The following is a 14,593-nucleotide window of genomic DNA, read 5'->3' as shown; positions in this document are numbered from 1 at the left end:
CCTCCTTCGCGCGCAGGCATGAGAAAGCATGAAAAAGGCGCCGCGGGGTCCGCAGCGCCATCGACGCGTCCATATGAGCATCCCGGACACCACTGGCTCAACTGGCTCCTTTTAGACTGGGCCATTGGTACAGCCGCAGCGGTCGGAGAGCGGCCGCGGCAGGGCCAACGGACGAGGAGGGCGCGGCATGCCCGTGGACGAGCTCGACACCCGCATCCTGCGGCTGCTGCTGGAGCAGCCGGGCACCAGCGTGCGCGAGTACGCCCGTATCCTCGGCGTGGCCCGGGGGACGCTCCAGGCCCGGCTCGACCGGCTGGAGCGCGACGGAGTGATCACCGGCACGGCGCCGGACCTCTCCCCCGCCGCGCTCGGCCATCCGGTGCTCGCGTTCGTGCACATCGAGGTCACCCAGGGCCATCTCGACGAGGTGGGCGACGCGCTGGCCACGGTGCCGGAGATCGTCGAGGCGTTCTCCATCACGGGCGGCGGGGATCTGCTGACCCGGGTCGTGGCGCGGGACAACGCGCATCTGGAGGACGTCGTGCAGAAGCTGATCAGCCTGCCCGGGGTCGTCCGCACCCGCACCGAGATCGCCCTGCGGGAGCGCGTCTCCCACCGGCTGCTGCCGCTGGTGGAGTCGATCGGCCGCGCGGCCCGCTCCTGACCCCCTCAGGCTCCCTGGATCATGGTCTTTGACATGCTGACACCATGAGCAATCTCGGCGGCATATCGGTCATCTTCGATCTCGACGGAACGCTCGTGGACAGCGAGCCGAACTACTACGAGGCGGGCCGGCAGACCCTCGCCGAGCACGGCGTCCCCGGCTTCAGCTGGGCGGACCACGAGCGGTACGTCGGCATCAGCACGCAGGAGACGGTCGCGGACTGGAAGGAGCGGTACGGTCTGCGGGCTTCCGTGGAGGAACTGTTCACCGTCAAGAACCGCCGTTATCTCGAGCTCGCCCGCAGTTCCACGCGCGCCTACCCCGAGATGCGCAGGTTCGTCGAGCTGCTGGCGGCCGAGGACGTACCCATGGCCGTGGCCTCGGGGTCCTCGCCCGAGGCCATCCAGGCGGTGCTGAGCGGCACGGGCCTGGACGCCCATCTGCGGACCGTCGTCTCTGCGGACGAGGTCGCGCGGGGCAAGCCCGCTCCCGACGTCTTCCTGGAGGCGGCCCGCCGGCTGGGGGCGGACCCGGCAGGCTGCGTGGTACTGGAGGACGCCGCCCCCGGCGCCGCCGCCGCACACGCGGCGGGGATGCGGTGCATCGCGATCCCGTACGTCCCGGCACAGGCCGACGCCCCGGAGTTCACCACCGCCGGGCTGCTCCTGCGGGGCGGCCAGAAGGAGTTCACGGCACAGGCGGCGTTCGACTGGCTGGCCCGCCCGGCAGGCGTTTCCTGAACTCGCCCCTCCCGACCCGTTGACGCTCCCCCGCCCCCTCCCTAGGGTCTGGTCGATCACTCGCACAGTGTTCGATATACCGAATACGTCGAACGCGTCGAGTCCGTGGACCCGCTGGCCCCGTGGAGGAGCACACATGGCACGGCCCCTCTCCAGACGAACCCTTCTCCAGGCGGCGACCCTCGCCGCCGCCGTACCCGCGTTCTCCGAGGCGGCGACAGGCCGGGCCGTCGCGGCCCCCGCGGCCGCCGCCGACATCCCGGCCTCCTGGACCGTACGGCCCTTCGGGCTGGAGGACGTGAGCCTCGGCCGGGGCGTCTTCGCCGACAAGCGGCGGTTGATGCTGGACCACGCCCGTGGCTACGACGTGAACCGGCTGCTCCAGGTGTTCCGCGCCAACGCCGGTCTCGCCACGGGCGGCGCGGTCGCCCCGGGCGGCTGGGAGGGCCTGGACGGCGAGGCCAACGGCAACCTGCGCGGGCACTACACCGGCCACTTCCTGACCATGCTCGCGCAGGCGTACCGGAGCACGAAGGAGCAGGTGTTCGCCGACCGGATCGGCACCATGGTCGGGGCACTGACCGAAGTGCGGGCGGCACTGCGGCGAGAACCCGCGGTGCTGAGCGTCGCCGGGAGGTTCGGGACCGCCGCGGACCAGGTGCGGGGCTCCTACCAGTACGTGGAGCTGCCGGCCGCCGTGCTCGGCGGCGCCCCGGCCATCACCCTCTCCGTCTGGGTGCGGCCCACGCACGACGCCGACTGGACCCGCGTCTTCGATTTCGGCGACGGCACCACGCGTTACCTGTATCTGGCCGCCCGCAACCAGGCGGGTGTACCGCGCTTCGCCATCACCACGTCGGGCGCCGGCGGCGAGCAGAGCCTCGACGGCACGGCCCCGCTGCCGCTGAACCAGTGGAGCCACGTGGCGGTGACGATCGCGGGCGGCACCGGCACCCTCTACGTCAACGGCACCGCCGTCGCCCGGAACACCGCGATGAGCCTCACCCCTGCGGCTCTCGGCACTCTGAGGAACAACTGGCTCGGCCGCTCGAACTACTCCGCCGACCCCGTCTTCGCGGGCGCCTTCGAGGAGTTCAACGTCTTCTCGCGGGCGCTGACCGCCGCCGAGATCACCGAGTTGCAGAGCCGCCGGGCCGCCGACGCCTCGACGGGCCGGGGCGATCTGGCGTCGTACTCCTTCGACGAGACGGCCGGCGGAACCTTCGCGGACGCCTCCGGCCGCGGCCTGACCGCCACCCTGCGCCGCACCTGGGGCGGGCCCAGCCACCCCGGGTTCCTCGCGGCGTACCCGGAGACGCAGTTCATCGACCTGGAGTCGAGGACCTCTCCCGACTACACGAAGGTGTGGGCGCCGTACTACACCGCGCACAAGATCCTCAGGGGCCTGCTCGACGCGTACACCGCCACGGACGACGACCGGGCCCTGGACCTCGCGTCCGGCATGTGCGACTGGATGCACTCCCGGCTGTCCAAGCTGCCGGAGGCCACGCTCCAGCGGATGTGGGGCATCTTCTCAAGCGGGGAGTTCGGCGGCATCGTCGAGGCGATCTGCGATCTGCACGCTCTCACCGGCAAGGCCGAACACCTCGCGCTGGCCAAGCTGTTCGATCTGGACCGGCTGATCGACGCGTGCGCCGCGAACACCGACATCCTCGACGGACTGCACGCCAACCAGCACATCCCGATCTTCACCGGGTACGTGCGGCTGTACGACGAGACGGGTGAGGAGCGCTATCTCACCTCGGCGAAGAACTTCTGGGACATGGTCGTCCCGCACCGGATGTACGGCATCGGCGGCACCAGCACCGCGGAGTTCTGGAAGGCCCGGGACGTGATCGCGGGCACCCTGAGCGCGACCACCGCCGAGACCTGCTGCGCGTACAACATGCTCAAGCTGAGCCGGACCCTGTTCTTCCACGCGCAGGAACCGAAGTACATGGACTACTACGAGCGGGCCCTGTACAACCAGGTGCTCGGCTCGAAGCAGGACAAGCCGGACGCGGAGAAGCCGCTGGTCACGTACTTCATCGGGCTGACGCCCGGTCATGTGCGTGACTACACGCCCAAGCAGGGCACGACCTGCTGCGAGGGCACCGGCATGGAGAGCGCCACGAAGTACCAGGACTCTGTGTACTTCGCGAAGTCCGACGGCAGCGCGCTGTACGTCAATCTGTACAGCCCGTCCACGCTGACCTGGGCCGAGAAGGGCGTGACGGTCACACAGACCACCGGCTATCCCAGGGAGCAGGGCAGCACCCTCACCCTCGGCGGCGCTCGCGCCTCCTTCACGTTGCGGCTGCGCGTGCCCTCGTGGGCGACCGCCGGATTCAGAGTGACCGTCAACGGGAAAGCGGTGCCGGGCACTCCGGCGCCGGGAAGCTACTTCGCCGTGTCCCGGACCTGGCGGGCCGGCGACACCGTCCGGGTCACCCTGCCGTTCCGGACGCGGGTGGAGAAGGCACTCGACGACCCGTCCCTGCAGACCCTGTTCCGCGGCCCGGTCAATCTGGTCGCCCGCTCCTCCGCGGCGGAGTTCCTGAAGGTCGGGCTGTACCGCGACGCCGGTCTGTCCGGCGACCTGACGGCCTCCCTCACGCCGGTGCCGGGCAAGCCGCTCCACTTCACGCTGGACGGGACCGAGTGGGCGCCGTTCGCCGAGGGGACGGAGGACCCGACGCACGCCTACTTCCGGCGCACGGAGCCGAAGGCCGTCTTCGGCGGCCGGGACTCGGGCGTCGCCAACCCGGCGAAGGCCGACGGCACCACGCTGCTGGACGAGATATGGGCCGGGGCGCCCTTCCGGAACAAGGGGGCGCTGGTGGCGCGGGTGCGGTCCACGGTGGACGCGTGGGTGACGGCCGGGCTGCTGAGCAGGGCCGACGGGGACAAGGTGGTGAGCACGGCGGGAGCGGCCTCGTACGAACCCTGAGCGGGCCGGGCCGCGTTCGGGTGGGCCCGGTGCTGTGCGGATCCGGCGCCGGGCCCCGTCACATCCGGAACTTTTTTGCAGCAGGGGTGATTGTTTCGCGTCCGGCATCCGTACTTCTCGGTGTTGGGCCGTTCATACCCCAGGAGGCACGATGCGCATCTCGCGCAGCACGGCAGGAACCGCGTTCGTGGGCGGTGCGATGATCCTGACGCTCACCGCGCTCGCTTACCCGAGCATGCTGGGCGTGGAGAACGCAGCTTCCGGCCAGGACCGCATCATCGCCAACACCCAGTACGGTCCGCTGACCGAGGCGGATCGCGACTTCGTGGTAAAGGTGCGCGCGGCCGGGCTGTGGGAGCAGCCGCTGGGGCAAATGATCATGGAGCGGAGCAAGTCGCCGGCGATGATCGAGGTCGCGGAGCATCTGCTCGTGGGGCACGGCCGGCTCGACGCGGGCTGCCGCAAGGTCTCCACGGACCTGGGCATCACCCTGCCGAACGAGCCGTCGCCGCAGCAGCAGCAGTTCGTGGCGACGGCGGAGGGCAGCACCGGCAGGGAGTTCGAGTCCACGGCCGTGACCCTCATGCGCATCGCGCACGGGGGCATCTTCCCGACGATCGCCAAGATCCGGGCGACCACCCGGAACAGCATGGTGCGGGAGCTCGCCGACACGACCAACGACACCGTGCTCGACCACATCACGGTCCTGGAGAAGACCGGTCTGATCAACCAGGAGCAGGTCAGCTTCCAGATCACCTCCCCGCCCAAGCTGCCCCAGGAGCAGACGACTCCCCCGCCGCCGCAGCAGGGTGCGCCGGTCCGTGTGCTGGAGGTCCCGGAGAACCTGAAGGACCTGCAGACGGTCGCTCCCAACCCGTCCTACGGGGCGCCGCAGCCGTCTCCGTCGGCCGGCTGAGCGAGGAACGGGCCGGGGTCGCCCCCTTCTGCGGCGGCCCCGGGATCAGGAACGGCGGCGCGGCTTGCCGCGCCTGTCGCCCTTGGGGGCGCCACGCCCGCCCTTGCCGGTGCGCTTCGCACCCCCGGCCCTCCCGGCCGCCGACCTCCCCGGCACCGGCTTTCGCCGGGCGCCGCCCCGGTCGGCCGCCACGGACTCGTCCGGCTGCTTGCGGCCCCGGGTGCTGTTGACCGTACGGCCGCGCACGATGCCGATGAAGTCCTCGACCTGGTCCGTCGTCGCGTCCTGGGGCCAGGCCAGTGCCACGCTCGACTCGGGGGCGTCCCTGAGGGGACGGTGCGTGAGGTCCTTGCGGTGGTGGAGGCGGGCGAGCGACAGCGGCACGACGAGGACGCCGATCCCGGCCGCGACGAGTTCGACGGCGTCGGCCGTGGTGGCGGGACGTTCGAAGGCGGGCCGCCCGGGGAGGCTCTCCCAGGCGAGCACGTCGTCGAGGGGATGCAGCACGATGTCGTCGGCCAGATCCTCGGGGGACACCTCGTCGACCGCCGTGACCAGGTGGTCCTTGGGCACCACGACGACCGTCTGCTCGGTGTAGAGGGGGATCGCGCTGAAGACCGTCCGGTCCACGGGCAGCCGGACCAGGCCCGCGTCGGCCTCCCCGCCCAGCAGCCGCTCAGCCACCGCCCCGGCGGCCGCCTGCGTCAGATCCAGCGGGACGTCGGGCTGCCGCTCGTTCCAGATACGCACCCACTTGTCGGGCATCACCCCGGGTACGTACACGAGCCGGAACGTGGGAGAAGTTTCCGAGCCTGTCACCTCGCCAGGTTACCGGCCGTGGTCAGCGGTCGTGCACACGCTCGATACGCTTGATGCCATGACGTCGCACCAGAGCACCCAGACGATGAAGCCCGCCACCGCGGCGAAGAAGCTGGGTGTGTACCTCGAGGCCACACCCGCCGAGTTCCGGGAGGGTGTCGTCTCGCGCGCCGAGCTGAACGAGCTCCAGGCGAACCCGCCGCAGTGGCTTCAGGACCTGCGGCACAACGGCCCGCACCCCCGCCCGGTGGTCGCGGCGAAGCTCGGGATCTCGATCGCGGGGCTCGCCCGCGCCGGGGTCACCGAGCCCCTCACCACCGAGCAGATCGAGACACTGAAGCAGGAAGGCCCCGAGTGGCTGGAGCGCGAGCGCGCCACCCAGGCGGAGGTCCGCAAGGAAGCGGTCCGCATCAAGAAGAAGAACGCCGAGCAGGCGGAACGCCAAGCCTGACGCCCCCTTGTCCCGAAGGCCCCGACCGGATCATCCGGTCGGGGCCTTCGTCGTTCGCCACCCTGCCCGGGGGCGTGAGTATGGCGTCGGTGAAATCTTTCGGCCATGTATTGACATGGCGATGAAACGATCCGTAGCTTGGCCGATCATTTAGATTCGTGAAATGAGTTCACGGATATGAACGGAGAACCATCCATGCGGGATCGCCGACGCAGTCACCGCCTGGCTGCCGCGCTCGCCGTCTCGGGGCTCCTGTTCGGAACGGCCGCCTGCGGCTCCGGTTCCGGCAGCGCCCGGGCCGGCGATCCGAACACGCTGGAGGTGTGGACCCGGAGTGATCCGGAGTCCGCCCAGACCTATCAGAGGGTGTTCGCCGCTTTCACCAAGAAGACCGGCATCAAGATCGACTACCAGCCGGTCATGAACTTCGACCAGCAGTTGCAGAGCCGCGCGTCCACCAAGGACCTGCCGGACGTCATGATCAACGACACGGCCCTGATGGGCAGCTACCAGGCCCAGGGCCTGCTCAAGCCCATCACCCCGGGTTCGATCGCCGGGCACGCCGAGATCACCGCCAAGTCCTGGTCCTCCACCGTGGGCCGCGACGGCCGGCACTACGGCATCCCGTACTCCCGTCAGGCCATGACGCTGTTCGTCCGCAAGGACTGGCGGGAGAAGCTCGGCCTGCCCGAGCCGAAGACCTGGCAGGACACCCTCGCCCTCGCCAAGGCCTTCGCCACCCGCGATCCGGACGGGGACGGCAAGAAGGACACGTACGGCATGGTGGTCCCGGGCAGCGCCCAGAACGGCTATGTCGCCTGGTGGGGTTCGAGCTGGCTGTGGCAGGGCGGCGTGCGGATCCTGGAGAAGGAGGGCACGGGCTACCGGCCCGCCATGGACTCGGCGGCGGCCCTGCGCACCGTCACCTGGATGAAGGACAACCTCTTCTGCGTTGACAACGGTGTCATCCAGCCCAGCGCCCTGACCTCCGTCACCGCGAACACCACCAACTTCCAGGACGGCAACGCCGGGATGTACCTCACCGGCCCCTACAACATCTCCACGTTCGACAAGGCGCTCGGCAAGGACAAGTACGAGGTCCTGCCCGCGCCCACCGGCCCGGCCGGGAACAACGACGTGCTGGCCGACGGCGAGAACATCTACTTCGGGGCGAAGACCGGAAAGGCGAAGCAGGAGCAGACGCTCGCCGCCTTCCTCGTTTCCCCCGAGGGCCAGACACTCGCCATGACCGGCGACCACCAGCCCGTCGTGCGCATCCCCGTCAACTCCACGCTGGACGCGGCGCAGGTGCGCGACGACCCGCGCTGGAGTGTCGTGCAGAAGGCGTACGAGACGGCCTCCGTGCAGTTCCCCAACGCCCCCGACTTCGCCCCGATCAAGCAGGACACCGCCGACGCGCTCAACGCGATCTTCACGTACTGCGGCAGCGACGTCCGCTCCGGCCTGAAGGACCTCAACGACACACTCGCCGGTGACCTCAAGGACCAGGACCTGCTGAAATGACCGCGACCGTGACGACACCCGGGCCGCGCAGAGCCCGGATCCTCGGCAAGAAGGCCGTACTGCCCTGGCTTTTCCTCGCCCCGGGCCTGCTGCTCGCCCTCGTCTTCAAGTTCCTGCCCATGGGCAAGGGCGTCTGGCTGAGCTTCTTCGACGTGCGGCCCTTCCTCGGTGACAAGTGGGTGGGGCTCGACAACTACACCCGGGTCCTGACCGACCACCGCTTCCAGGACGCCATCGGCCACACCTTGGTCCTGGGCATCGGGATGTCCCTCGGCGGCATCGTCGCCGGCTTCCTCCTGGCCCTGCTGCTGGAGGGTCAGGCCCGTTCGCTGAAGATCATCCGCACCGCCGTGTTCCTGCCCGTCGTCACCGCGACCGCGGTGGTCGGCGAGATGTGGCGGCTGTTGTACTACCCGACCTCCGACGGCCTCATCAACAGCGGTCTCGGGCTCCTCGGCCTGGGACCCGTGCCCTACCTGGACAACCCCGACACCGCGCTGTGGGCGACGATGGCCATGGGCATCTGGATGCTCGCCCCGTACAACATGGTGATCATCCTCGCCGGACTGGCGGGCGTGGACCGCTCGTTGTACGAGGCCGCCGCGATGGACGGCGTCTCGCTCCGGCAGCGGCTGCGCCACATCACGCTGCCCGCGATCCGCCCCGCCCTCGGCATCGTCCTCACCCTCGCCGCGATCCGCGGACTGCGTGTCTTCACCGAGGTGTACGTCCTCACCGGCGGCGGTCCGGCCGGGTCCACCGACGTGTGGATGACCCGCGCCTACACCCTCGGCTTCACCCGTAACGACATCGGCGGCGCGTCCGCCGCCTCCGTGGTCCTGCTCTGCGTGACGCTGCTGCTCACCGTCACGGTCAACTACCTCCGCAAGAGGGGAGACGTGAGATGAGCGCTCCCGCCATCGACCCCGTCCGGACACCGGTGACCGCCTCCCCCACGCGGAAGTCCGCCGGGAAGCAGCGCGCCACCCCGGCCCGCTTCGACACGGCCCTCGGCTGGAACGACCGGCCGGGCCCCGCCTGGGCACTGCGCGTCCTGCTCTGCGTGCTCGCCCTGGGGGTCTTCGCGGCGCCGTTCCTGACGATCTTCTCCGGCTCGTTCAGCGAGAAGGCCAGCGGCTCCACCCTGTCGTTCCTCCCCCACCATCCGACCCTGCTGAACTTCCGCGTGGCGGGCGAGCGCGGCATCTGGGACTACTTCGGCAACTCCCTGGTCATCGCGGGCGGCGGACTGCTGCTCCAGCTCGCCGTCTGCACGCTCGCCGCGTACGCGCTGGCCCGGCACCGCTTCCGTGGGCAGGCGCTGGTCCTGACCCTGTTCATGCTGACGATGATGCTCCCCGAAGAGGTCATCGCGATCCCGCTGTCCCTGGTCCTCGGGCATGTGCCCGTGGTCGGCATCGACCTCAAGGGCACGGTCTGGGGCGTGATCCTGCCACTCGGCGCCTGGGGATTCTCGGTGATGCTGCTGACCGAGTTCATGAAGGACATCCCCACCGAGATCGAGGAGGCCGCCCGTATCGACGGCGTGGGCGAGCTGCGGATGCTGTGGCAGGTCATCCTGCCACTGTGCAAGCCCGCCCTCGGCGTGGCCGGGGTGCTCGGCTTCATCATGATCTGGGACCAGTACCTGCTGCCCCTGATCGCCGCCAAGGACCCCACCGACTACACGGTCACCGTCGCCCTGTCCATCCTGCGCACCGACCCCGAGGTCGGCTCCGGGGTGGTGCTGGCCGGTGCGGTCATCGCCCTCGTCCCCAGCCTGATCGTCTATCTGCTCCTCCAGCGCTCGCTGGTCACCGGCATCGCCGCCGGCGCCACCAAGGGCTGACCACCCAACCCCCCACATATGAGGGAGACATGAAGTTCCACGGAGTGCTGTTCTTCCCGGTCACGCCGTTCGCGGCGGACGGCTCACTGGACGAGGAACGGCTGGCCCAGCACATCGAGTCGGGTGTCGCCGCGGGCGCGGGAGGTGTGTTCGTCGCCTGCGGCACCGGCGAGTTCCACGCGCTGTCGCCCGATGAGATCGAGCGGGCCACCCGGGTCGCCGTCGAGACCACGGCCGGACGCGTGCCGGTCCTCGCGGCGGCCGGCGGCCCGGCCCCGGTCGCCCGGGACCAGGCCGCCCGCGTCGAACGGGCCGGTGCCGACGGCATCCTGCTGCTGCCGCCCTACCTGGTCAGCGCCCCGCAGCGGGGCCTCGTGCGGTACGTCGAGGAGGTCACGGCCGCCACCGGGCTGCCCGTCGTCTTCTACCAGCGCGGCACCGCCCGGCTCACCGAGGACACCGCCGCCGAGATCGCCGCCCTGCCCGTGGTGGTCGGACTCAAGGACGGCATCGGGGACATCGAGCTGATGCACCGCATCGTCCGCGCGGTACGTGCCGTGCCGGGCACCGAGGACTTCCAGTTCTTCAACGGCCTGCCCACCGCCGAGATGACCGCACCCGCCTACCAGGGCATCGGCGTCGAGCTCTACTCCTCGGCCGTCTTCGCCTTCGCCCCGGAGATCGCCCTGGCCTTCCACCGGGCGCTCGCCGAGGACGACGACGCCCTGGTCTCCCGGCTCCTCGACGAGTTCTACGGCCCGCTGGTCGCCCTGCGCGACGAGGTCCCCGGTTATGCCGTGTCGCTCGTCAAGGCGGGGGTGACGCTGCGCGGCCTCGACGTCGGCGGCGTACGCGCTCCGCTGCTCGACCCGGCGCCGGAACACCTCGCCCGGCTCTCCGAACTCCTCGACCACGGACTGAAGGTGGCCGCCGCATGACCTCCACGCGCATCCGCGAGCTGATCATCACCCCGATCGCCTTCGGCGACCCGCCGCTGCTCAACTCCAACGGGGTCCACGAGCCGCTCGCCCTGCGGATCATCCTCCAGCTGGTGCTGGAGGACGGCACCGTGGGCCTCGGCGAGTCGCCGGGCGGCACGGCCCGCCTGGAGCGGCTGCACACCGCCGCGAAGACGGTCGTCGGCATGGACGTCTTCGACACCACGGCCGTGGCCGCCGCGATCGACGCGGCCCTGCTGCCGACCGTGCCCAGCTCCCACGAACGCGGCTGGACCACCTCGGCGATCGAGGTGGCCTGCCTCGACGCACAGGGCAAGCTGCTCGGCCGCCCGGTCAGCGACCTGCTCGGCGGCACGGTCCGCGACTCGGTGCCGTTCGCCGCGTACCTGTTCTACAAGTGGGCCGAGCACCCCGTACTCGACGGCCGCCCGGCCATCACCGACGACTGGGGCGAGGCCCTGGACCCGGCCGGGATCGTCGAGCAGGCCCGGCTGATGCAGGAGCGGTACGGGTTCAGGTCGTTCAAGCTCAAGGGCGGTGTCTTCCCGCCCGACGAGGAGATCGCAGCGATGCGGGCCCTCGCGGAGGCCTTCCCCGGGCAGCCGCTGCGCCTCGACCCCAACGTGGCGTGGACGGTCGAGACGTCCAAGTACGTCGCCCGTGAACTGGACGGTGTGCTGGAGTACCTGGAGGACCCGGCCAAGGGCATCGAGGGCATGGCGGAGGTGGCGAAGGAGTCCCCCATGCCGCTCGCGACCAACATGTGCGTGATCGCCTGGGAGCATCTGAAGCCGGCCGTCGAGCAGAACGCCATCCAGGTCCTGCTCACCGACCACCACTACTGGGGCGGACTGCGCCGCACCCGTGAACTGGCCGCCGTCTGCGAGGCGTTCGGACTCGCCCTGTCGATGCACTCCAACTCGCACCTGGGCATCAGCCTCGCCGCGATGACCCATGTCGGCGCCGCCATCCCCAACCTCGATCACTCCTGCGACACGCACTACCCGTGGAACTCGGCGGACGACGTGATCGTGCCGGGCGTGCTGGAGCTGCGCGACGGGGAGGTCAAGGTGCCCACCGGTCCGGGTCTCGGTGTCGAACTCGACCACGACAAGCTCGACGAGCTGCACCGGCGTTACGTCGACTCCGGGATGCGCAGCCGCGACGACACCGGCTACATGCGGCGGTTCCGGCCGGAGTACGAGCGGCTGCTCCCCCGCTGGTGACACCCGTGCGCCCCTCCGCGGGGAGGGGCGCACGCGCTCACTTCCCCGACTTGGGCACCTTCAGCCGGTCCCAGGTGAGCTTGCCGGGGATGCCGTCGGCGTCCCTGCCGGAGAAGCCCTGCTTCTGCTGCCAGAGCGCGTAGGAGCGGCGGTCGGCCTCGGACCAGTCGGGGCTGGGTCCCTCCTCGTAGCGGCTGCAGCCCTCGGCGACCAGGCGGCGGCCCATCGCCGTGATGATCGGGGAGCGCTGTCCGGCGTGGAAGAACGCGGCGCCCGGGAACGGCTCGTAGGACGGCTTGGGCGCGGGCTTGGGGTCCGGGTCCGGCTTGGTGCCGCCCCCGGCGCCCTTCAGCCGGTCGGATATGCGCTTGCGCATGCCGTCCATGGTGAAGCCGCGCGGGTCCACCTTGCCCGGCTGCCACTCCTTGTGGCCGATGACGGAGCGCTCGGACCAGCCGTGGTGCCGGCAGATCGCCGCCGACACCCTCTCGATGGCCTCCTTCTGCGCCTCGGGCCACGGGTCCTTGCCGTTGCCGAGGTTGATGCACTCGAAGCCGTAGAAGTGCCGGTTGCCGTCGGTGTCGGCCTCGTTGTCGCCCGGCAGCTTCGACTCGTTGATCACGGCGCGCAGGACGTCGCTGTCGCCGAGGCCGGCATGGTTGGCGCGGCCGTTGCCGACCAGGTGCACATGGCCCTTCTTGTCGATGACGCCGTGGCACAGCGGGCCGGGCAGGTTCGAGTAGCCGTCGTAGCAGATGTCGACGGAGGCGGCGGTGCCGGAGGTGACGGTGTGGTGGATCATCACGCCGTTCACCGGGCCCCAGGGGCCCTTGCTGTTGCGGTTGTGGGTGCGCCAGCCGCGGACCTCGTGGACGGTCACGCCCTCGGCCCGCAGGATCTCCACCAGCTTCGACGCGCTGAGCGGCTTGGCCATCAGTTGTCTCCTTCGACGGCGGCTTCCGCCTCCGCTGTGGTCTGGGACCTCCCCTGTGAGGGGTCCTCGGCGGCCAGCTCCTCGCGGCGGGCCTGTTCTTCCGCGGCGAGCGTCGCCTCGTCGGCGGCCGGCACGCTGCTCGCCAGCGGGCCGAACGCCAGGCGCAGATCGACCGCGCTGCCCTCGCCCTTGATCAGGGCCAGCGGGGCGAAGTGCCGGGCGATGCCGGCCGGTCCCCGGAGCAGCGGGCGGCGGGCCGGGTCGACCGGCCACTCGACGCTGCCGGTGGCGGTGCGGGCGGGCACGATCCAGTGGTCGCCGGTGCGGTAGGCGCCGTCCTTGGCGAAGTACACCTCGACGCCGTCCTCCAGCGGCAGCCACTCCCCCTCCGTGACGGGGATCGCCCCGCCGCGCAGATCGGTGCTGCGGCCCTTGCGCTTCGGGCCGCCTCGGTGGTCCCAGCGGCGCAGGTACGGGTTCAGATGCGCCAGCCGTCCGACGCCCGGGTCCGGTTCGGCCGAGAGGCGGACGCGGCGGCCGGGCAGGTCCAGCTCCTCGACGCGCAGCAGCGGCAGGGGCTCCAGGCGGGAGGCGTAGGCGGTGTCCGTGAACTCCACGTGGTCGCCGACGTCCAGGTCCAGCTTGTCGTCATGACCCAGGGACGCCAACTGCACCCAGGTGCCGTCGAGTTCGTCGACGGGGAAGACGACGGAGCCGTTCTCCCGTGACCACTTGAAGGTGGCGTCCTTCGCCTCGCCGCCCGCGTGGACCTCCACGCGGTACAGCTGGTTCTCCGGGCCCCGGTAGCGGGCGTCCGGCTTGACCAGGCACGGGTCCTCATCCGCGTGGTCGGGCCGCTCGCTGCGGGCGGCGAGCCGGGCCGAGGGGGCCGACTGGCGCTGCGCCCAGCGGGTGAACGCGGCCCGGACGACCTCCTTGGACGGGTCGGTCTCCTCGATCTCCAGCTGGGTGAGGGAGAGCGGCAGCACCTGCCAGACGACCTTGAGGCGGGCGGAGGTGTCGGGCATGGCCGCGCCGAGGGCGACCTCGCGCAGGGCGGGGTCCTCGGCGGCGCTGACCGAGCGCTCCCACACGTTCAGGTAGACGAGGAACGGCGTCTGGGCGGGCGAGGGCAGCCGGTCGCCGGGCTTCTCCGGGTCGCGGAAGGCGTCGGGCTGGTCCCAGTAGGTCCACTGCGCGGGCGGCTCCGGCGCGGACTCCTCGCTCTCCTCGTCGGTGACGGGCACCCCGGCCGCCGGGCGGTCGGCGTCGCACAGGATGCCGTCGACGTAGTAGCGGCCGCCGTGGATGACGAGGGTGTCGATCTCGTGCTTGCCGCCCACGTACTCGATGCGGAAACCGGCGGCGTCGCGCGGGCCGCCGTGGGGGCCGATCAGGTCGGCGGCGAGGCTGCGGGCCTGGTGGAGCTGGATCGCGGTCTGCTCGTTGAGGTCGGCGTCGAGCTGGACGCGGCCCTGCTGGGCGACGACCGCCGAGTAGTGCCGCTCCGGCCGGAACGTCGAGCGGGAGAGGTCTGCGTGCATGAAGGGTGTCCCCCTGG

13 protein-coding genes are annotated in these 14,593 nt (G+C 70.7%); 10 read left to right on the top strand and 3 right to left on the bottom strand.

Going from position 1 to position 14,593, the window contains the following annotated elements; translation table 11 throughout:
* Window positions 1-187: 187 nt before the first annotated feature.
* From AC07DF_RS18155 to AC07DF_RS18140, 4 genes are all read left to right on the top strand, one after another.
* Window positions 188-664 (top strand): Lrp/AsnC family transcriptional regulator, encoded by a 477-nt coding sequence (locus AC07DF_RS18155; RefSeq protein WP_478971795.1) that lies wholly within the window; start codon window positions 188-190, stop codon window positions 662-664.
* Window positions 665-708: 44 nt separating this feature from the next.
* Window positions 709-1,404: an HAD family hydrolase gene (locus AC07DF_RS18150; protein WP_478971793.1), complete on the top strand. Its 696-nt coding sequence runs from the start codon at window positions 709-711 to the stop codon at window positions 1,402-1,404.
* 136 nt (window positions 1,405-1,540) lie between these two features.
* Window positions 1,541-4,354: a beta-L-arabinofuranosidase domain-containing protein gene (locus tag AC07DF_RS18145; RefSeq protein WP_478971791.1), complete on the top strand. Its 2,814-nt coding sequence runs from the start codon at window positions 1,541-1,543 to the stop codon at window positions 4,352-4,354.
* A gap of 151 nt (window positions 4,355-4,505) precedes the next feature.
* Complete coding sequence (locus AC07DF_RS18140) at window positions 4,506-5,270, top strand: DUF4142 domain-containing protein (RefSeq protein ID WP_478971789.1); 765 nt, start codon at window positions 4,506-4,508, stop codon at window positions 5,268-5,270.
* Window positions 5,271-5,315: 45 nt separating this feature from the next.
* On the opposite strand, the gene AC07DF_RS18135 is transcribed toward AC07DF_RS18140, so the two are convergent.
* Window positions 5,316-6,089: a LysR family transcriptional regulator substrate-binding protein gene (locus AC07DF_RS18135; protein ID WP_478971787.1), complete on the bottom strand. Its 774-nt coding sequence runs from the start codon at window positions 6,087-6,089 to the stop codon at window positions 5,316-5,318.
* A 58-nt stretch (window positions 6,090-6,147) separates the two neighbouring features.
* On the opposite strand from AC07DF_RS18135, the gene AC07DF_RS18130 reads away from it, so the two are divergent.
* The 6 genes from AC07DF_RS18130 (at window position 6,148) to AC07DF_RS18105 (ending at window position 12,098) form a co-directional block, all read left to right on the top strand.
* Window positions 6,148-6,540 (top strand): DUF5997 family protein, encoded by a 393-nt coding sequence (locus tag AC07DF_RS18130; protein ID WP_478971785.1) that lies wholly within the window; start codon window positions 6,148-6,150, stop codon window positions 6,538-6,540.
* A 195-nt stretch (window positions 6,541-6,735) separates the two neighbouring features.
* Window positions 6,736-8,064: an ABC transporter substrate-binding protein gene (locus tag AC07DF_RS18125; protein ID WP_478971783.1), complete on the top strand. Its 1,329-nt coding sequence runs from the start codon at window positions 6,736-6,738 to the stop codon at window positions 8,062-8,064.
* The gene (locus AC07DF_RS18120) at window positions 8,061-8,972 is read left to right on the top strand and encodes a carbohydrate ABC transporter permease (RefSeq protein WP_478971781.1); all 912 of its coding nucleotides are present in this window, start codon (window positions 8,061-8,063) and stop codon (window positions 8,970-8,972) included. Before AC07DF_RS18125 ends, AC07DF_RS18120 begins: the two co-directional genes overlap by 4 nt.
* Window positions 8,969-9,913, top strand: coding sequence for a carbohydrate ABC transporter permease (locus tag AC07DF_RS18115; RefSeq protein ID WP_478971780.1), 945 nt, complete (start codon window positions 8,969-8,971; stop codon window positions 9,911-9,913). The genes AC07DF_RS18120 and AC07DF_RS18115 overlap by 4 nt, the downstream gene beginning before the upstream one ends.
* Window positions 9,914-9,942: 29 nt before the next feature.
* The gene (locus AC07DF_RS18110; RefSeq protein ID WP_478971779.1) at window positions 9,943-10,851 is read left to right on the top strand and encodes a 5-dehydro-4-deoxyglucarate dehydratase; all 909 of its coding nucleotides are present in this window, start codon (window positions 9,943-9,945) and stop codon (window positions 10,849-10,851) included.
* Window positions 10,848-12,098 carry a glucarate dehydratase family protein gene (locus AC07DF_RS18105; RefSeq protein ID WP_478971777.1) on the top strand — a complete coding sequence of 417 codons (1,251 nt, stop codon included), beginning with the start codon at window positions 10,848-10,850 and terminating at the stop codon, window positions 12,096-12,098. Before AC07DF_RS18110 ends, AC07DF_RS18105 begins: the two co-directional genes overlap by 4 nt.
* A 37-nt stretch (window positions 12,099-12,135) precedes the next feature.
* Here the strand turns inward: AC07DF_RS18105 and AC07DF_RS18100 are convergent, their stop codons facing one another.
* Together AC07DF_RS18100 and AC07DF_RS18095 are read right to left on the bottom strand one after the other, a co-directional pair.
* Window positions 12,136-13,032: a peptidoglycan-binding protein gene (locus tag AC07DF_RS18100; protein ID WP_478971775.1), complete on the bottom strand. Its 897-nt coding sequence runs from the start codon at window positions 13,030-13,032 to the stop codon at window positions 12,136-12,138.
* Window positions 13,032-14,576, bottom strand: coding sequence for a DUF6519 domain-containing protein (locus AC07DF_RS18095; RefSeq protein ID WP_478971773.1), 1,545 nt, complete (start codon window positions 14,574-14,576; stop codon window positions 13,032-13,034). Before AC07DF_RS18095 ends, AC07DF_RS18100 begins: the two co-directional genes overlap by 1 nt.
* Window positions 14,577-14,593: the final 17 nt, after the last annotated feature.

This window comes from Streptomyces sp. NPDC044719, from assembly GCF_056433405.1.
Note: the sequence above shows the minus strand (reverse complement) of the source record. Positions and strands in the feature narration are given on the sequence as shown.